Below are 19040 nucleotides of genomic sequence, written 5' to 3'. Positions count from 1 at the left end.
AAGCTTAAATCTATGCCGAAAAGAATCGCAGAGATTCTAGTCTCCAATTAGGTGCTAATCACTTTCGTAAAATTCGGGAAAATACGGGCTAGAACCGCTTTTCAGTAGCTTTTGCCTTACTAACCAGCCAACAGTTGGCGTCTGCTCTCAATATGGTGGACTTGTCCTCCTTGTGCTATGCTCCATCGTAATTTCTAAAGCTTGTCTACAGTAAATCGCTCATATTTCGCTGACACTAACAATCCTATTTTTTAATAGTCGCTTGCAAATAAAGCAGCGGGTCTTCAGCAACCCAACCCAAACCCGAATTGTACCGAACTTCAAAATGCAAATGAGATGGCGGAATGTCCCGTTTTCCCGTCGTCCCGACAGTTCCCAAAACTTCTCCAGACAGCACTTTTTGACCGACTTTTACGGCAATATCTTTCAAATGAGCGTAGCGCGTTTGCTTCCCTGCTTGATGGTTCACCACAACTAAATTCCCGTAATCCCCCTGCGGCCCGGCAAAGGCGACAGTCCCGTCGCCCGCCGCCAAAACCTGCGTACCCTCCGACGCCAAAAAATCTACGCCGCTGTGGAAAAAAAATTCGCGCCGCGCCGGATGCAATTGCCGCCCGTAACGCAAAGCTTCCACTGCTGGGGCGGGCAGCGGAAATCTTTGCACCGATGGCGTTTTATCGGGATTTACAGAAGGCCCGATCGACCTATTCACCGCAGGTACAAACACGGTTTGCCCCAAAGACCTGCACCCATTCGCCTCAAATAGCAAATCTGCGGGCACTTTGTAAGCTTCTGCCAGTTTTTGCCAATTCCAGCCCGCAGGTACTTCTACCTCGATGCCACTGTACGGAGGAATGACGATCGCACTTCCAGCAGATACTTGAGGGCCCCGCAACGTCGGATTTATTCCGATCAGCGCCGCAGGAATCACATTGTACTGCCGCGCGATGCTTTCTATTGTTTCGCCCTGGGCCACAGTGTGGGGGCGCAATCGAGACATAGCCGGACTCGGGCAATCGCGCGCGGGGTCGGGGTTTTCTAGAGGTGTACCTGAGGGAAGATTTGCAGGTGGGATCTCGGTATTTGCCGCCGTTTGCCCAACGGGTGCGATCGACCAAAGTAGTGCAGAAATCAGCAGAAATAAACGTTTCAAAGTCATTAGATAGAGAAGAAAGTATTCATTTCGGACAATTGACAATTTTTGAGTCGAGTGAAACGGCATATTTGAAAGCTCTAGCCACCCCCCAGACTGTAAATCCCAGGCTAAGCCAAGTTAGGATGAGAATTATTAGTTTTGGTCGCTCTTGGGAAATCAGGCAAAAATTGCTTGTGATGCCCATCAGCGCCTGCCTGTTAACAGGTATGTTCTTGAGGAAGCGGTACGCCCCGCCCCGCTTCCTTCCCGTCGTCAAGACAAAAATGCTTGATTCGGAACGTGTCTGCGGGGATGAAGTATTTAACGGGAGTTATTAAATGAGTTTATCTTTTAAGCAAACGACCCTTTATGTGACTTTGCTGTCGATCGGGGGAGGCCTGGGATGGTTGGGCAATCGCTATCTGCAAGGCTCAAACACTCTGGAAACCGGATTGGTTTTGCCAGTAGTGCGCCAGCAAATCCCCCCCTATGCGTCTCCTCCGGTTCAGGAAAATCGGGCGGTAGATCGCAGCAATCCCAATTTTATTGCTGAAGCAGCCGAAAAAGTCGGCCCGGCTGTAGTGCGGATTGACGCATCGAGCAAGGTGGCGAATCAAGTGCCCGAAGCATTCAAAAATCCTTTGTTTCGTCGGTTTTTTGGGGAAAATTTGCCGCAGCCGGAAGAACGAACCAAGAGAGGTACGGGTTCCGGGTTTATTCTCACTTCTGACGGCCGCATCGTTACTAATGCTCACGTTGTCTCGGGGACGGATACTGTCAAGGTGACGCTCAAAGACGGCCGCGAGTTTGAGGGTAAGGTGCAGGGAGTCGATCCGCTGACGGATGTCGCTGTGGTTAAGATTAATGCTAAGGAACTGCCGCAGGTGGCTTTGGGTCGATCGGACAATATTGTACCGGGACAGTGGGCGATCGCGATCGGCAATCCTTTAGGTCTCGACAATACCGTGACTGTGGGCATTATCAGCGCTACGGGTCGATCGAGTTCGCAAGTCGGCATCCCCGACAAGCGAGTCCGCTTCATCCAAACCGACGCCGCCATCAACCCCGGCAATTCTGGCGGGCCGCTACTCAATGACCAAGGCGAAGTAATTGGCATCAATACCGCTATCCGCGCGGACGCTCAGGGCTTGGGATTTGCAATTCCGATCGAAACCGCCAAACGAGTTTCCGATCAGTTATTTGCCAAAGGTAAAGCCGAACATCCCTATCTCGGCATTCAAATGGTCAGCTTGACTGCCGCCACCAAGGCCGAACTCAACAAACAGCTCGATAATAATAAAATTACCCTCGATCAAGGCGTAGCCGTGACGCGAGTCGTAGAAAATTCTCCCGCTCAAAAAGCCGACTTGCGCGCCGGAGATGTCATTCAAAAAGTTGACGGAATTGCAGTCAACACTCCCGGGGACGTGCAAGAACGGGTGGAAAACACTGTTGTGGGCAAAGAACTCGAACTGGAAATTAACCGTTTAGGTCAAGTTCAGAATATCAAAGTACGTCCGGGTGCTTTTCCCTTATCGGGTAGCTCCGCGGGTGGGTAATACCATTTGAGATTTTCGATTACAGAAGTGGGAATGACTTACGGGATAAGGATTTGGAGCTTACCTACCGTTGCTTTCTTTTGGGAAACTGCTATTAGTGGCAAACGGTCGAGGATGAAAGATAAATCTGATACTTTATAGTCCTGGATGCAGCAACCGGGTTTTTTCACCAAAATCCTCAGTGTAGGGCGAGGGATACCCGGTTAACAGCCCGGTTTCTTAATTCCCTGTGCCTCCCTGATTCAGGATTATGGGTTTTTCTTAACAACTTTCATCTTTCTGGCTTCCCCAACCCGTTGATCTTTTTACTTGTCTTTGGGCGAGTTTGGTTGAATCGAGCTGGTGCTTGCTAAATTTTCTTCTAGGTGCATCCTCTGCTCCATTTGCCTCAAAAAATAGCCTGTCATCATCGCTGAAGCTAGCAAACCTGCTAAGTTTTCGCGGTCAGTGGTAATTTCGACGTTAAAATTTTCTGAAGGCAAAACCCCGACAAGTCCTTGAACGTTATGAGAGATAATTTCTCTGATGTCGGGGCTGACGGACTTGGCGACTCGGGCTAGAACCTCCGGGGATTGGTGTTGGAGGTACTTCAGCAGTGGATTGACTGCCGTTTGTTGGGCATTGGATGTGTCAAAGTCAGGGTGAAAAACCATTTGGCGATTCTTAATTTCTGGCTGGTTACATTCTACTTCAAACTACTCGTCATTGCTTGGGTACAAATTTGCCTGAAAGTCAATTTGCAATTGTTTTGGCAGTTGGTCTACTTGAAAGTACCGATGAAATTTCTCGGTAACTTGTAACCAATATGACCGCCCCTCAGCAGGCCGCCGTTTGCGGACAAAACCCATTTCTACAAGTTCCTGCACTTGTTGGTAAGCTCCTGAACCTCGCAAGTTAACTAAATCTGGCTGAGCGATGCCGCCTTTGAGGGCGATCGCAGCCAGCGTCCGCAAAGCTCCAACACCTAATTCTGGAGGTATTAAAGTTTGCATTAAACTGGCAAACTCTTCTCTGAGTTGCAGGCTGTATCCCGTGGGGGTTTCGACGACTTCTAATGCACTGTCGCGGTGGGACGAGTCAGACATGAGTTCGATGATGGCGTCTTCGGCTTCGGCTCGATCGCATTTGGCAATCTCGGCAATTTCTGCGATCGACACTGGCTGACCTTTTAGGTAAAGTATGGCTTCTATTGTTGTGGCTAAGCGAGTCATTTGGGAATTAGTAATTAGGAATTGGGACGTTGAAAGAAGAAGGAGGAAGCAAGAAATAAGAAGGAATCACGAAAACAACAGCTATCCGTATCTCACTAACTTCCGTGTCGTGAATAATGAGAATCGGTAATAAACATTCCCCTTACACAAATGATTAATAGTGTAGGTTAGGTTGAGGAACAAAACCCAACTATTTCAATTTTATTTTTCTTTATCTCAGTCCGGGACGCATAAAATTTATATATAGGGTGCGTCATGGCGCCCCTAACCGCTAGAAGTAGAGCGTTAAACTTTTTTTGCTTCCCGGGATTCCGATGATTTTGCTAAAAAAATAGCAGTGTTAATCGTCAATTTACCACGTTAGAGTATCAAATTTAGCAATTAGCTATTTATCAATCTCACTGTCTGCCCGTCAGCTATTCTACAAAAATATCCTCTCAATTAGAAGGAATAACCATCCTTCCATTTTTATCATCTTTGCCATCCAGATAAAAATCGGGTTCTTCCCGAGTAGGAAAAAACTTATATTTCCAGCGAACGCCTATTTGTTTCATCACTAACCCTTGGTCATGTTCCTGCCGCAGTTGGGCCAACGTTCCTAGTCTAATTAGCCTGCCGCCGTCCATAATGCCGATGCGATCGCACAAATACTCCACTTCATCCATATAATGCGTTGTCAACAGCATTTTCATTCCCTGCTTGTTCAAATCTCGAATAATTTCCCACAATCACCGCCTTTGCGGGTCTAACCGTACCGTCGTTTCCTCCAAAAATAAGATTTGCGCCTCGTACCCAAGTTGTCTGGTAATTTGCAAACTTTGGTTCATTCCCCCCACAATTTTTTTACTAAATCATCTCGCCTTTCTGCTACTTCTACATATTCCAACCACTGTTTAATGAACTGTTGCCGTTTCTGGTTGGGAATGTGGTGCATCGACCCGTGAAACTCCATATTTTCCCATACTGAAAGCTGATTATCAACACTGATTTGTTGAAGCAACACGCTTATGCACTGTTTCACTTGCAAGCTTTGCCGCATCACGTCATATCCAGCTACCTAAATTTGACCGCTGCTGGGCTTAGTCAGGGTAGCCAGCATCCGAATTGTGGTCTATTTTTCGGCACCTTTGGGGCCTAGGAAACCGAACATTTCTCCGGCTTCAATCCTGAACGAATGGTGATTGACAACGAGGATTTTGTTGTAAATGTTGCAGGCTTTTTGCAGAGAAAGACACACAGACAGAGGTATTTTGGTATAATTTACTGGAAACAAAGCTCTTTCTTCTCAGTCATATCATGTCAGGTAAATTAACCACAATACTTGTTGGGGCGAGTTTCACCAATAATCTGTAATTCACATCCACCATATTTATAAACCCGCCCCAACCAGGCGACAAAATTTTATAACGGGCAATTCAACAGACATGATATAATTTCTGGAGGCATAAACCGGGTTCCATCTACTAAAATCTCTGGTGATATTCATCGGTACTGACACCAGAAAAACCCAGTTTATCTGCTATTTATACACGAGTTTTTTTAGTGTAACTAATCTGAGTGTCATCTGGAGGTAGAAAACTGATTTTTTTTACAGCTTGCAGTACCCACTTATTGCGGTTGAGTTAAGTCTGGTTTCAATTCCATCATCCTGCTGTCTAATTTGCGCGCTGCTTCGCTAATCGTTATAGCGGGTTTGTTGCCGTCGAGATATATTATCATCAGAAAACTTCCTATTTTTCCCCGTCGAAACAGCGCAACTTCGACATTCATTGTTACACCTTTTATTTTTCCTTGAGTTGTCCACCCACCCGATACCTCGCCAATCTTGTCTTCTAAGGTTAAAGCGGTAAGATTAGCAAACTGAAATTCGTTGTTACCACTGTTTAAACGTTGGGAGAACTGTTGTGCAAAACTCCCTTCACGGATTTGAGCATCAAATGTAGCTCGATCGATCCGGTTGGGCAGTGGCGTTGTAAATCCTCCAACTATTTGAAACTGCTGATCGTCGTTCTTCTGATAAGCAAACACGCTTCCTGGTTTCAACCTATTGAGACTGCTGACCAGTTTTTGGATCGTCGCAGGTGGCATTTCTGTAAAACCTGCGGGCAAGTCTTGTAAGGTAAGGGCTAGGTTGGACAAGTCCCCTGCGGGAGTTGGAATATCGGCAGACAGAATATTGCTGCGATCGATCGCCTTGGTTGCGATCGACACTTCGGAAAATCCACCGCCTAATGCAGCACTAATTAGCAAACACACCAATAAGACAACTTTTTTTTTCATTATTTTACCCTGTTGCTATTAGTCATTACCCCTGTCTACCTCACTCTACCCCACAGCGCTGTCTTTTAGTCTGCTGTTTCTAATTCCTCTAATTCTTGCGTAGACTGCCATCCAGCTTGCCAGAGCGATCTGTCTTTGAGTTGTGCGGCGTTGAGCCAAAAACGGACACTTGGATCGCAAGCCGCCACCATTTCTGCAAATACCCATTTACCTTCGTTTTTTCGGTTGACCACTTGAAAGTGTCGCCACCCCCAAGTTTTTTGGTGTGAAGTCCATCGGGAACCAACTAAATAAGGAAATTTTTGTTTTTTGCTCACAGTATTTTTGTGGAAAAATATATTAGAAAGCAAGTGAATTGTAATAAGTCGTTCTGTTTGATGATATTAGTTCCCTTTTAAAGCTCGTCAAATCCTCTCCCCCTCTCCCCATCTCGAACATAACAGATAATATAGAGGCGCTGCAGCTTACATGAGAGTTTACCTAAACTCTATCTGCAAGTAGATGCGTTTATTGTAACTTGCAGCCTTTCCCCCTCGGGGTTCAAAAGTAAGGGCAGTTCAATGACTGCCCCTGTAATTAGTTATACCTATTGAATAGGATAATTTTTCAGGCGATCCACCAATAGCCTATTTATCCAATACGAGCTAAATCGTGAATCTCAAATCTAAAAGCAAATAACCCAGGTTATAGTTGTGCACAATAATCCGTTTTGTGAAACTTAGTCAAATCTACTGTGAGAGCAGGTTTGACGCTCACTTCCTGCTTCGACCAAGGCGGTCGGCCGCTTCTTGTCCACAGGCGTGTTTTCGAGCCCAACTTTCCCTACAAACATTTTTTCAATCTTAATCGTGTTTCATTGATCCTGTACAGCTCAATAAAAAAGCACTTTTAGGTAAGATTGACTAATTTCTTTGATTCTGCCGCTACCTCTTGATTACTTCCCTGTTAAGGCTTTTGGCCGGATAAGTCCAGAGGAAGTTGGGGAAGTCGGAGGCGAACCGCATTTGTTTGCAGCCATAGAGTGATGGCGTGCTTCCGTTGCGGAGTCACATACTCTCCCGGTCGGATCACGCCAGCACAGACGCCGATGTTTTTAATAAGGGTTTCTCGCTCCGATGAACTTGCACCCTGTAGCAACCTGACTTGGGCTTTGATAAAATCCACGTTCATAGCTGAAAGTAAAAGTAAGTAAAGAACTCAGTTAAATAGCGATGCTTTGGTTCCGATTGTAACTCTAAAACCACTTGCTATGAATCAAATTGATTCAACATCCCCAGGATGGGGATCGGGGCGTCTAGAGCTAGCCAACTTTATTTACTTTATCTGTTTTTGCTAGCAAAAGTGTCACTATGCTAGCAGTTTTGGCACAATTATTTATAGTTAAGAACTGTTACAAATTTGGCTCAATTTCCACAATACGGCAGAGTTTAGTGCTAACGCTACTCTCCGGAACTCAAAAAGTTCAGCATTGTCTCCAACTCCTTGCCTTCCTAGGTTTTACCCTCCCCGATTGGGAAGCGATCGCTCGGGGAACATTCCTCTTCGAGCGCCCCTCTTAACACCCGGACACTGCCACATCACCCTATTGATTTAGATCGTCCCGTAGGCTTGGCTGGGGACTATAACTTCAGGCATACGTGTTGTTACCGGGGCTACAATAAGCGAGTAAGTTTTTATTCTTGTTTCTCAAGGATATATTTTTTGGATTTTCTTGCAAAGCCCTTATTTGTGTTAATTAAGGCAGCTTAGCGATGTCCGGGGAAAGGAAGACTCGCAGCTTGGCAATCCAGGTATTTTGTGCTGTCTGGCGGTGAATCTGTTTCCTGAATTCCTTAGGGACGATCGCTCGTTCGCTAGAATTGCCAATAAATGCTCATTTTGTATAATTCATAACATATCGCTCACTGCTAAGAATTTAAAAACAGCACAAGTTTAAACAGTCTTCCACCCATTGACCGCTCCTAATAGCCCACCAAGAGAGGTAAAAAAATTAACTCTACATACCCTATTTTTTCAGGCGATTTTGCCTTTACCAGTGGCGTTTGATAGCAATTCAATTTTGCCCAATTTGCTAGTTAATAAAATTAAAACCAACTCAACATTAAGCTAATAATTTTAATTGATAAAAGTTAACAATTAACTATTTGAATGGCATCGTAAAATCAACTCATTGACGACTTTTTTATAAAGAAATTTATGTTCTTAAAAAAAATTATTTACAGCCATCCTTCTTGTTAAAAAACAATGGTTTTTGAAGTTGGAAGCGTCGGTTTATGGAAATCTGCACGTGAATTAAAGATATTAATTAACCGACGTTACACCATTTGAGGATTATTGTGGGGAGTAGAGGTTAGGCCTCCCACCTGCTGTGAAAATACACGCCTTCGGAAGACGAGAACCCATCCCATAAAAAAAATTAAAATTATCCCGCTATTACGCAACCCCAATTAACCAGCCCATAAGATATCTTTCACTCTACAAAAACGAACCGACCAGGCAGCATATAAAATCCCCTCGCGCAGAAGTTGCGGAGGGGCAAGGGTTAATAAAATTATTGGTTTTAAATTATCGATGTGTAGATCTCTTTTTGCAGTATCAAGAGGTATCGAGCGACCTATCGACCTATTTCGGCCAGTCGCTAAGATAATTTCCCGGCGAGAAACCGAGAAATTATCAACTAAATCAACCTTTTTTCTGGCGTTGGAGCTTAGTTTTCCAATTGGCGATCTCTTTCTGAGCAGGCTGATAACTCTGAGTACCCGACGGCACCAGCGAAGCAGCTTCAACTGCCTCTTTAAGCTTTCCTTGAGAACCGCGCAACTGAGCAATTTTGAGAATACTTTCGCTCCATTCTCCAATTAACTGTTGAGCTTCTTCATACTTCGGCTGACCGGGTGGAATTTTATTAGCTTGCTGGATGCCTTTACTGTAAGAAGAGGCAACCCCCCGCTTAATTTGACCCTTAGCAGCCGATAGCAAAGCAATATTTACATCCTGGTCTTTGGATAGCTCCTCCCACTGAGCGATCGCCTGTTTCGACTGATTGTAAACAGGCTGATTGACATCAGGCATCAATTTAGCCGCCCCGATCGCCCCCTGGAAGTCGCCCCGAGCAGCCCGCCCGTTAGCTATATCCAAAATTGTCAAACTCCAGCGCTCAATATCCTGCTGAGCCTGCGGGTAGAGCGGATCGCTAGCCGGAATCGTTCGAGCCTTAACCACTGCTTTATTAAAACTAGAAGCCGAACCATCCTTGAGGAAAGTTTTCGCCTCCGCCCACACCTGCTGGCTCGATGGTGGCTGCTTGGTTCCAGTCCCCGCTTGCACCGCCCGCGGTTGGTTCTGCGATCCCCCAGTACCAGTAAATTTTTGAGATCCAGAGTTTTGGGCATTTTCAGTCCGCGATCGAGGATCTCCTTCTTGCTGACCAACAAAAATTGATTTGTTCGTCACAAAAACACCCAACAGCAACACCAAAGCCGTAGCTGAACTCCATAAAACTAGCTGCTGCAAAAATGACTTATCCGACCCCCCGTTATGCTCATCCTCCGGCTTTTGCAAGTTCGGTCGATCGCCCCCCCGATCGGCAGGGGCTACAGCATTTGGCTGCGACACAGGCGGCATCTCAACCGGCGAATCCTGAGCGTTGCGAACTGCCGGAGGCAGATCCATTCGAGCCGTAGCCGTCGCCATTTGCGGGCGATCGAACCCATCAGCCGTACCAACCGTCATATTGCCGTTGCGTCCGGCCAACGCAGAAGTTGGTACCCCTGAAGCATCCGGCAAAATCACCAAATTAGCCTTCCCCGGAGGATTCACAACCATCAAAGGTTCTTGTTTCGGACGCAAATGGTGGTCGCACAGCTCCGGCAGTCGATCGCTCAAAAAACGGTCTAAACCCTTAATGGTCATGCACTGTCCCGATCGTAGCCCCTCCAAAAGCGCCGTCGTAAAAAACCCCTGACGCAAAGCCGAAGTTTCCCGCGAAACTTGATTCGGGCGGCAAGAAAGCACCGTCGGGATTTCCAGTTCCCGCGCCAGCTCGACCGTTTGAGAGCCGATCGTTTCCCCCGCTTTCACAATCTGGCTGCGGTTCATATCAACCAGCACCAATACCGTTTCCGTAGGAGCGTTTTTCAGAGTATTCAACAGCAACTCTACCGGAATCCCCGTACCCTGAATGTCAGCCGGATTGCCGTCAACAGGCATCAAATAATCCTTACCTTCATAGCTGACACCGTAGCCGCTAAAAAAACACCAGAGTAAATCTCCCTGTTGCACATGTTCCGCGCAGAGGCTTTGGGTCAATCTCAGAATATTTTCCCGATTTGGATATGTAGATTGACCCCACAGCGACGGCGAGCTATCGGTCATCAGCAGACATCCATCCGGCGCAAAACCCGCCTCCTCAGTCAAAAAACCGTACAGAGCCTCTGCATCCTCTTGGGCATAACTCAAAGGCTGGAGTAACTGATATTGATTGATGCCTATTGCAATACAAGCGTGATTTTTCATCCCCATATGCCCTATATATATAGTGGACAGCTTGCACAAAACGATAACACATAGCCGTTTAAGGTTATACCCACTTTCGTCAGCACTCAGAGAGCAGTTGTCCGAAGGCAGAACTCCCAACAAGCCCCCAAATTTAGCATCCTAGAATTTTTAATTTTTATATTGCAGTGAAAAATTATACCCTGTGCCTGCCTTTAGAAAAATAAAGTTAAATTGGATACACAGGCTAGTCTATTTGACTCTAATTTTCACCAAACTACACCAAAAAGGAATAACCCGCCAATGGTCTCTACCGCTAAAAAAGAAATCTCCACCCACAGCGAATCGCTACTTAAGCAAAAGCATCCTAAAACTCACAGCCACTATAGGTTTCAGGATTTTTTTGCCTTCGATCGCCAGATGGGTACAATTGACGACTGGAATCAGTCGCGCAACATTTTTACCAGCGAAGACTTCATTATTGGTTTGGTGGAGGGGCTCGAAGAAGAAGTCGGCCCCGCGTCCTCTGTCATCATGTATACTATTGGTTGCCAGTGGGGACTCCAAGATTCCGAATTTTTTCAAAAATGGTTTAGTGCCGAATACAGCCAGAACATTCGCCAGTCAAATCTCATGTTTCTGCTAGAAACTTGGTGGTGGCCTTTCACGGCTCAAGGTTGGGGTCGCTGGGAAGTGGACATGAGCGATCGCAAACACGGCTGCATCTTCATCAACCTCTTTGACTCAGCAGTTGCTCGCACATTGGGAGACGTAGGCAAACCGGTTTGTCACCTATACGCTGGTTTGTTCGCCGGTTTTTTCGGCTCTCTAGTCAAAAAGCCTCTGAGCTGCATAGAACTCCAATGTTACTCAATGGGAGAAACCTATTGCAAGTTCCTGCTTGGCAACCCAGATAAAATTGATGCAGCAGCATTCTGGCTCAACGAAGGTGCTAACGCCCGCGATATTCAAAATCGACTGCAACACGGTGAAATATTGCGGTAAACAACCTGGAAAGGCACATCCCCTGCCCTGCCTTTCCTCCCACCAATTTCGCGATTGAAAGTGCGATGGTGGATTTCTCCAGGCAGGAAGAAAGATGAAAAGTCAAACTTCATGGTTGGACCAATCTGTCCAAGAATTCTTTGGTCACTATAATTGGCTGGGAAAATCTTTAGAAACCCCAACTGGCTCGACCCCCGGTCAACTTCTGAGTTTAACCCAGCCAGTAGCAGACTTTTTTCAAGCTATTTCTTGGGAAGGAATTCCGGAAGTAGGTGCCCTACCCCTACCGCCACCCTTGCCAGTAATTTCTATTTCTGAACAAGCCGAAGTCACCATTGATGACCTATTTGACCTGTTTTAATCTCTGTACGTAATGGGAAATAAAAAATAGGGCAATCCCTCCTCCATCTTCCCTCACCCCTCTTTCCTCATCCCTCAAAATCAATTAGTTAAATCCGTTAAATCCCGTACATTGCTCGTTGCCGAACTTCCTTCCTTTTATCAATTACCGATTACCACTTAATTAAAATCATGCACCCTGAGATTGAGGCGCTGCTGGATCAGGCAGAAAACCGCTTTTTAAAAGGCGAAGAACTCCTAGCTTTTAAGCGTCAAGCTGTAACCCTTGTCCAGCGCTTAAAAATTTACGAATTTTTGCGAGAGAAGGAAGCAAGCATCTTCCAACCAGTAGCCAACAAACTACAAGAAACATTCCCCGACGAAAAGCAAGAAACCTTAGAACGATCGCTCAAACACTGGGTTTTAGTCTTGCGGTACTGCGCTATGGCTATGCTGCTGAACGATCGAAATTTTCTAGAACAGCGCCTTGTAGACTGGCTTTCCGGCATAGTCGAAGCCCACCAAACTCACAATATCGAAGCAACTGTTTGCAATCTGCTGCAAACTCGTTTAAAAGAATTGCTTTCCGAGCAAGCCCGCGCTATATTGCAACCATTTTTCGACCAAGCACAGTCAATTATTATTGACCAAGGTAATAAATAATCAGCTTTCTTCCCAATTTCCGATTCCCGATTCCCAATTCCCAATTTCCGATTCCCGATTCCCAATTCCCAATTTCCGATGATTAATATTGCCGACTTACTCAAACAGCCCAGACTCCCTGGAAACTACTTTGCCAGCGATGCCTACGTCCGAGGCGACCTCGAACTCGGCCTCCTCGAAAACCGCCGGGGTGATCGGCTCTTAGCACTCCCAGAAACACTGATTCAAGCCATTTATATCGGCTTAGAACAAGAAACAGGTCAAGCCTCCCGCCTCGTGCTTTTCAACTGCGGTCGCTGGTGGGGTAAAAACTTCTACGTGCGTTTTTGCGAAGAAGTCAGCGAATACTACGGTCAGCCAGTTTCTGAAATGGAAATGGTAGAATTTCTTCAGTCCTTGCAGCAGTGTTGGAAAACTCATGGATGGGGAACCTTTGAGCTTGACCCCAGCTATTCGGAACATGGATTTTTAATAGTAAAAATTGCTAACTCTCTTTTTGCTAAAACAGCCCCCAAGTCTAAGCGACCAGCCTGTTTTTTAGAAGCAGGTATTTTAAGTGCGTTCTTTAGTCAGCTTACGGGTCGAGAACTTCACTGCCTGCAAACATCCTGCGAATCATTGGGTTCGGACTGCAACCGCTTTATTTTAGGACTGCGCGATCGCCTACAACCTGGCGATTCTATGGTCGAAGAAGGAAAAGACCATGAAGCTATTCTCAGTCAACTTTTCCAAAAAAACTGACTAATTTGACAGCTATTACTTTGTTGCTAATAGCTGTCAAATGATTGTTGGGCAGCCATATTATCCACTGTATCATCAAAACTGTGAGTTAAATAATAAAAAAGAGCCTGAGTCAAAAAATCCGGTTTTAGCAATTTAAATAAAACCTGATTATAACGAGCAGGTAGAAAATTCCTAACTTACTCTAGAAACTCATAAAATTTAAAATCAATCAAAACCTCAAACATTTTGCTAGAACTTAATGGACGCCAATGAACTTCTAACTCGATATGCAGCCGGCGAAAGAGATTTTAGACTGGCAAATCTGCGCGGCATTGTGTTGAGTCCGATCGATTTATTCCGTTCCAACGATGCCCCAACTCTAATTTTGGCAAACCTCAACCAACACCAGCAACGACCCTACTTAATTGGTGCTAACCTCAGCGGGGCGGACCTCACCAAAGCCCATTTGAGCAGAGCCAATCTCAGCAAAGCTGACCTCAGCGGAGCCAATCTCACCGGTGCTAACCTCATGGCAGCTAGTCTGAGCGGCGCCAATGTCATCGGTGCCAATCTCACCGGCGCCAACCTCGCCGGAGCTCATCTGAATTGGGCAAACCTGACCGGAGCAATTCTTCCCAATGCTAATCTCATAGGTGCAGATATGAGCGCCGCTAACCTCACCAAAGCGGTTCTCACCGAGGCCAATCTCAGTAAAGCCTATCTGATTAAAGCCAATCTCAACGGGGCAAACTTCAAAGATGCTTACTTAAGTCTAGCGAGTCTGAAAGAGGCAGACTTGACCGAAGCACAGCTCACCGGAGCCGAATTATCCAAAGCCAACCTAGCGGGAGCCAACTTAACCCGCGCTAACCTCAGTAAAGCCAACCTTTTGAAAGCTAACCTCCGGCGAACTAACCTCACTCAAGCCTATTTAAACGGCGCGTGCTTGATCGGATCAGACCTTAGCGAAGCTTGCTTGGATAGAGCCAATTTGTGCAAAGCAGACCTCAGCAAAACCTACCTGAGAAACATTACTTTGAATGGCAGCCACTTAAGCGGTATTAACCTCAGCGGGGCCGACCTCAGCGGTGTAGACTTGAGCCGCAAACTTTTAACTGGAATTAATATGGCAGAGGCTTTGTTAAACGAAGCCAACTTGAGCGGTGCTTATCTGATGGAAGCTAACTTGAGCGGGGCAAACCTCAGCAAAGCCAACTTGAGTCTAGCCTACCTGATCAATGCCGACCTTTCTAATTCTTGTTTGCATGAAATTAACTTGAGCAAAGCTAACCTGAGTAAAGCCAACTTGCAGAAAGCTGACTTGACAGGAGCCAACCTCCGGGGAGCCATTCTCACTGAGGCGGATTTGACGGGAGCGAAGTTGATTGGAGCCACTCTTCCTAATGGCACAGTTTATCGGCGTTAAGTTGTCAACCCCCTTGATTATTTGCCGAGTAAAGTGCGGTTGATGTCCAGAATCGGAAAAAATAGGTTCCTTTCTTCCACCGTGAGATATTGTTTGAGGACCTTTTTCATCACCTCGTAGGTCACGGTTGCACTATTTCTAACTTGAACAGCGCCTAAAATAGTTTGCAACCAAAGTAGTAGCCGATCGCGCAATCGTTCCGTATCATTAATCAACAGTGCTGCCGCCGAATGCCTCAACACCTGCACAATATCTCCACGGCACTTTTCAGTGACATCGTTAGCCCCCCGCCGAAATAAACTAGGGTCTAGAGACAGCATTTGTGCTTCCACTTGCCGTATAATTTCTGTTTCAGAGGCTTGAATTTTTTTATAAGCACTCATCCGGTGATTCAAAGACTGAAAGTAGTCTTTCAAAAATTGGAGTTCTTCTGCACTGGCGTAGCGTCCGTCTGCTTCCATGCTCAAACGCGCAAGTTGGCTCAACATAGATTTTTCTCTACTACTAAAATACAAACATATCAGTTTTAAGCTTCTTTAGTCCGAACTAAATACTGTCCTACTTGAAAGCGGGTTTCATTAAGCTGTGTAACGATAGAACGAGTAATTAACTTACCTGATTCTACAACTACTTGACCCGTAATTGGGTGTAATAAATCTTGCTGGGCCCGGCGGCCGATCAGAGCTTCGACATTTTCAATAGCATTAATGTACATCCCCGCAGGCAACTGTACAACCACACCCTCGCCCATAATTTGAGCCTGACAAGCAAGTCGCGAATTGGCTTTAGCCGTAGTAATGACTTCCAACGTCCTTCTCTCGCGCCGATTCATGTCCGACAAGCCTTCCATGCCTTCTTTAATGTAAACATGGCAGGTAGCGCACATTCCCCGCCCCCCGCATTCCTTGAGAACGTCTAAGTCTTTGGAAAGTAAGGCAGACAGGATATTTGATCGGGTTTCGACTGCTATTTCCTCCGCAATTGGATCTAGTTTAATAATTTTAACCATATTGATGTTTGCTCCTGTCAAGTTCAGTATTTAGCAAGTTACGATCAACTTATTCAAAGCGCAAAAAAATTTGGCTAACACTCAAAAAGGTTAAGATGCCTTGACGACAGCATCGGCTTCTGGCTCTCTAACCCCTATGGCATAACCGCACTTCTGTTTTGGTCATCGCTGTTCCCTCGCCCCGATTCCCCAGCTTAGCCTTGAAAAGTTAAAACCTTAGATACTTTCTAGATGGCATTGAAAAAACTGTAATAGTCGCGATCGACTAAAATAGCAGCCACAGGTAGTTCCCGAGCGGGTACCGGCATCCGGCAAGATTGATAGTGATTCCGAAGCTCAAGGATTTTAGTAGGTGCGACTGTGCGATCGCTCTCAAGGAGGCTGAGAATGAACCTGAGATAACATAGGCTGTACCTGGCGAGCGATTCAAAAATTTGAATTTTTGTCAGAATTATTTACATATTTTAATACTAGCTCAAGCTTTTTCTATAATTAGACCGATGCAACATTCTAAGTACCGCATTTTAGGGCTAGTCGGACAAGGACAATTTGGTCGAGTCTTTTGTGCCAGCGTTCGAGAAGCTCCCCCCCAGGGCTCCCGCCTCACCAGCCAACTGGTTGCTCTCAAAGAACTTAGTCATCAAAAAGCCCCAACTAGCGAATTCTTGCGAGAGCTGTGGTTTCTGATCACCTTGCAGCACCCGAACATTGTTACCTGCCGAGCTCTAGAACACACAGCTACAGGCAGGTACTTGGTTATGGACTACTGCGAGGGAGGAACCCTCCGCAACCTGCTCAAACAAGACCGCCCTTTGCGTCTGCTCGAAGGTTTACAGCTAGTCATGGAAGTTTTAGCCGGCTTAGACTACGCCCACCGCCGAGGCGTTGTTCACTGCGACATCAAACCCGAAAATATCCTCCTAACTTTAGGAGCAAAAGGTTGGTCGCCCCGGCTTTCTGACTTTGGCATCGCGCGTCGGCTGCCAGAAATTGGTACCACTCGCCTCCACCAAGAAATTTCTCCCGACGCTACCGTAGGTTCGCCCGCTTACATGGCCCCTGAGCGGTTTTACGGTCTTTTTTCCCCGATGTCAGATATATATGCAGTAGGAATTCTGCTGTTTGAATTGCTAATGGGCTACCGCCCTTTCGGGGGAACCCCCGGAGACTTGAGGTGGGCGCACCTGAATCAACGCTTGCAATTTCCCGACGCCATCCCCGAACCTTTGCAAGCAATAGTCAAAAAATCTTTAGAAAAGCTGCCAGCTCGCCGTTTTGCCAGTGCTTCCCAAATGGCTCAAGCTCTGCGCCTGATCATGTACGACCCCGCTGTCAGGCAATTGGGCGACTGCATTATTCCTTGGGAAAACCCCACAACCAGTGGTGATAAAAGTCTGAAGTCTGAAACTGAGTCTTTGCTAGAAGTTGAAGAGGAAAAAGCATCACTGTCGGCGATTAATTTACTTCGGACTGTGCGCTATTCGCTTTCGCAGCCCAAGCCACTGATACTTCCAGCACCGTTGACCGCTTTAATTGCCACTGAAACGTATCTCTATGCTGCTGTAGGTACAGAGGTGAAGGTTTGGTCTCAGCCGGGAAAACAGCTAGTTACACAAGAAATGTCTATTTCTATTTCATTAATGCCGGAAATCGTGCGCGGCATTTTACCTGTTTCCCACGGCTGCTGCGTTCTCACTCCGCAAAAACTTTACTGGCTCAATGAGCGCTCTTGGGAGCCTCAGTGCTTGCTGGATATGGGTTTGAGGCAAGGTCCAGATGCTTTAAAAGCAGCTGTAGACTCTCACGGCAACTGGTTGACAGTAGCGGTTCCCGGCGAACTGCGTTTTTATTCTTTAGGTGCAAACAGCACTGCGGGCGATCAGAAAAAAGCCCTGAAGCTGATTGCTACTGTGCCGTTACCAGAACATTATTTACCAGAATTAATGTTTTTGGATAGGCGACACGTCTTAGCAGTTTGGCCGGACAACGAACCAAAAAATCCCCAAACTATTTTTAGAGTTTTCACTCGCCGCGGCACGCCGGTGGGTTCTGTGCGGTTGTCTGCCAGCGTCGGACAGATGCTGTTGACACCTGAGCCTTATACTTTGCTGGGAATTCCTCAAGGTGGTAAAGCGGCGGTGCTGTTGATGAAATTGTGGCCACTCAAGGTAGCACGAATTCCTCTTGAAACTTTGCCCGTGTCTGCTTGTGTGGCTAATTGGGGATGGGTGTTGGCAGATGTTGGGGGGCAGATAGAAGTGTTAAATAGTCAAGGGATTCAAGTAGGGAGTTTTAGCAGCCCCGCCTCACCCCGGGCGATAGCTCCCTGGGGGAATAGAGGTTTGGTAATTGCTGTCAATACTGAGGAAGAGAGTCACTTGCACTTTTTAGATGTACATGTTGAGGAGAGCAGCTCGCGCTCGATCATCAAAGGCTGATAACTGGCGTAACTGAAGGAGTTTGGGGGTGTAATTCAGGAGAGTGTATTTGCGGGCGATCGATTCCTGGGAGTTGGATCAGGGTTAGAGTACCGTGTCGTATCAACTTCTGGATTTTGAATCAGAGGAATTGTTAAGCCCGATCGGCTCAATCTGAGACCCAAACTTCCCTCAGTAAAGTCCTAGAAATGCAGACACCGCTTAATATATGACTCATGCACCAGCCTGCTTCTGTCATCCTAACCCCATGATGCAGCCTCACACCTTACACTCTAACTTGGCCTTGCCTATACTCCAAGTAAGCCCCATCATGTTGAACCACTGAGTTCTTCTACCCATGCGCGGGAAATTGTCATGCCACAAGCCGTATTTGGCCCCAAAAAAAGACCCCATAGTTAAAAGAGGAGTCAGCGCTCGGATAGCGGAGCGGTGAAGGACAGGCGAAACCCGTGGTGTATATAGGTTCAAAAAAAAGTCAAAAATATTTTGGCAAAACGCTTGACAACCCTGGGGAGAGTTGATACATTAATAAAGCGCCAGAAGGAAAGCGGTTCACTGAACCGCGAACTAAAGGCAAAAAACTGAACCTAGAAAAAAGAATAGTTTGAAAGCTTAAAGCACTATTAACCTCGTCAAAAAAATCAAGATAGAGAGATATAGCGAGAGCTAAACTCAATATCACAAACAACGAGAAAAAAGTCAAGGGAAAAAAACCAGCCTTCATGGCTGAGTGGAAATAGCTTGACTTTAGCCAAAAA

At 46.2% G+C, this 19040-nt stretch carries 19 protein-coding genes; 8 read left to right on the top strand and 11 right to left on the bottom strand.

Features of this window, described 5'->3' with window-relative positions:
* Positions 1 to 244: 244 nt before the first annotated feature.
* On the bottom strand, positions 245 to 1000 hold the full coding sequence (locus tag QUA62_RS08260; protein WP_333403396.1) for a M23 family metallopeptidase: 756 nt from the start codon (positions 998 to 1000) through the stop codon (positions 245 to 247).
* 68 nt (positions 1001 to 1068) lie between these two features.
* Here QUA62_RS08260 and QUA62_RS08255 point away from each other — a divergent pair, with 68 nt between their 5' ends.
* Together QUA62_RS08255 and QUA62_RS08250 are read left to right on the top strand one after the other, a co-directional pair.
* The gene (locus QUA62_RS08255) at positions 1069 to 1473 is read left to right on the top strand and encodes a hypothetical protein (RefSeq protein ID WP_333403395.1); all 405 of its coding nucleotides are present in this window, start codon (positions 1069 to 1071) and stop codon (positions 1471 to 1473) included.
* Positions 1474 to 2694 (top strand): HhoA/HhoB/HtrA family serine endopeptidase, encoded by a 1221-nt coding sequence (locus QUA62_RS08250; protein ID WP_333403394.1) that lies wholly within the window; start codon positions 1474 to 1476, stop codon positions 2692 to 2694. It abuts the gene before it with no gap.
* A 305-nt stretch (positions 2695 to 2999) separates the two neighbouring features.
* Here QUA62_RS08250 and QUA62_RS08245 read toward each other — a convergent pair whose 3' ends face one another.
* From QUA62_RS08245 to QUA62_RS08210, 8 genes are all read right to left on the bottom strand, one after another.
* Complete coding sequence (locus QUA62_RS08245; protein ID WP_006635907.1) at positions 3000 to 3347, bottom strand: DUF760 domain-containing protein; 348 nt, start codon at positions 3345 to 3347, stop codon at positions 3000 to 3002.
* Between the two features lie 42 nt (positions 3348 to 3389).
* Positions 3390 to 3905: an SMC-Scp complex subunit ScpB gene (gene scpB, locus QUA62_RS08240; RefSeq protein WP_006635908.1), complete on the bottom strand. Its 516-nt coding sequence runs from the start codon at positions 3903 to 3905 to the stop codon at positions 3390 to 3392.
* Between the two features lie 437 nt (positions 3906 to 4342).
* A complete protein-coding gene (locus tag QUA62_RS08235; protein WP_333403393.1) occupies positions 4343 to 4633 on the bottom strand; it encodes a hypothetical protein in 291 nt (96 codons plus the stop codon).
* A gap of 95 nt (positions 4634 to 4728) precedes the next feature.
* Positions 4729 to 4926, bottom strand: coding sequence for a hypothetical protein (locus QUA62_RS08230; RefSeq protein WP_333219845.1), 198 nt, complete (start codon positions 4924 to 4926; stop codon positions 4729 to 4731).
* 587 nt (positions 4927 to 5513) lie between these two features.
* Entirely contained in the window at positions 5514 to 6185 is a 672-nt protein-coding gene (locus tag QUA62_RS08225) for a hypothetical protein (RefSeq protein WP_333403392.1), read from the bottom strand.
* 65 nt (positions 6186 to 6250) lie between these two features.
* Entirely contained in the window at positions 6251 to 6502 is a 252-nt protein-coding gene (locus tag QUA62_RS08220) for a TIGR02450 family Trp-rich protein (RefSeq protein WP_006635910.1), read from the bottom strand.
* Between the two features lie 628 nt (positions 6503 to 7130).
* A complete protein-coding gene (locus tag QUA62_RS08215; RefSeq protein ID WP_006635912.1) occupies positions 7131 to 7355 on the bottom strand; it encodes a hypothetical protein in 225 nt (74 codons plus the stop codon).
* Between the two features lie 1512 nt (positions 7356 to 8867).
* A complete protein-coding gene (locus QUA62_RS08210) occupies positions 8868 to 10700 on the bottom strand; it encodes a caspase family protein (protein WP_333403391.1) in 1833 nt (610 codons plus the stop codon).
* 282 nt (positions 10701 to 10982) lie between these two features.
* On the opposite strand from QUA62_RS08210, the gene QUA62_RS08205 reads away from it, so the two are divergent.
* The 5 genes from QUA62_RS08205 to QUA62_RS08185 all read left to right on the top strand — a co-directional run bounded on the left by QUA62_RS08205 (position 10983) and on the right by QUA62_RS08185 (position 14835).
* Positions 10983 to 11684, top strand: coding sequence for a V4R domain-containing protein (locus tag QUA62_RS08205; RefSeq protein WP_006635915.1), 702 nt, complete (start codon positions 10983 to 10985; stop codon positions 11682 to 11684).
* A 94-nt stretch (positions 11685 to 11778) separates the two neighbouring features.
* Positions 11779 to 12045 carry a hypothetical protein gene (locus tag QUA62_RS08200; protein ID WP_190656584.1) on the top strand — a complete coding sequence of 89 codons (267 nt, stop codon included), beginning with the start codon at positions 11779 to 11781 and terminating at the stop codon, positions 12043 to 12045.
* A gap of 170 nt (positions 12046 to 12215) precedes the next feature.
* Positions 12216 to 12686 carry a phycobilisome protein gene (locus QUA62_RS08195; protein WP_333403390.1) on the top strand — a complete coding sequence of 157 codons (471 nt, stop codon included), beginning with the start codon at positions 12216 to 12218 and terminating at the stop codon, positions 12684 to 12686.
* A 78-nt stretch (positions 12687 to 12764) separates the two neighbouring features.
* Positions 12765 to 13427, top strand: a complete 663-nt coding sequence (locus QUA62_RS08190; protein WP_190656588.1) for a V4R domain-containing protein — start codon at positions 12765 to 12767, stop codon at positions 13425 to 13427.
* 241 nt (positions 13428 to 13668) lie between these two features.
* A complete protein-coding gene (locus tag QUA62_RS08185) occupies positions 13669 to 14835 on the top strand; it encodes a pentapeptide repeat-containing protein (RefSeq protein WP_333403389.1) in 1167 nt (388 codons plus the stop codon).
* 17 nt (positions 14836 to 14852) lie between these two features.
* Here QUA62_RS08185 and QUA62_RS08180 read toward each other — a convergent pair whose 3' ends face one another.
* Together QUA62_RS08180 and QUA62_RS08175 are read right to left on the bottom strand one after the other, a co-directional pair.
* Positions 14853 to 15323: a phycobilisome protein gene (locus QUA62_RS08180; protein WP_190656592.1), complete on the bottom strand. Its 471-nt coding sequence runs from the start codon at positions 15321 to 15323 to the stop codon at positions 14853 to 14855.
* A gap of 38 nt (positions 15324 to 15361) precedes the next feature.
* Positions 15362 to 15844, bottom strand: coding sequence for a 2Fe-2S iron-sulfur cluster-binding protein (locus tag QUA62_RS08175; protein WP_006635922.1), 483 nt, complete (start codon positions 15842 to 15844; stop codon positions 15362 to 15364).
* A 500-nt stretch (positions 15845 to 16344) separates the two neighbouring features.
* On the opposite strand from QUA62_RS08175, the gene QUA62_RS08170 reads away from it, so the two are divergent.
* Complete coding sequence (locus QUA62_RS08170; RefSeq protein WP_333403388.1) at positions 16345 to 18282, top strand: serine/threonine-protein kinase; 1938 nt, start codon at positions 16345 to 16347, stop codon at positions 18280 to 18282.
* Positions 18283 to 19040 lie beyond the last annotated feature (758 nt).

It is taken from the genome of Microcoleus sp. MON1_C1, assembly GCF_036701945.1.
Taxonomy (GTDB): Bacteria; Cyanobacteriota; Cyanobacteriia; order Cyanobacteriales; family Microcoleaceae; genus Microcoleus.
This window is presented reverse-complemented; position numbering and strand designations above follow the sequence as displayed.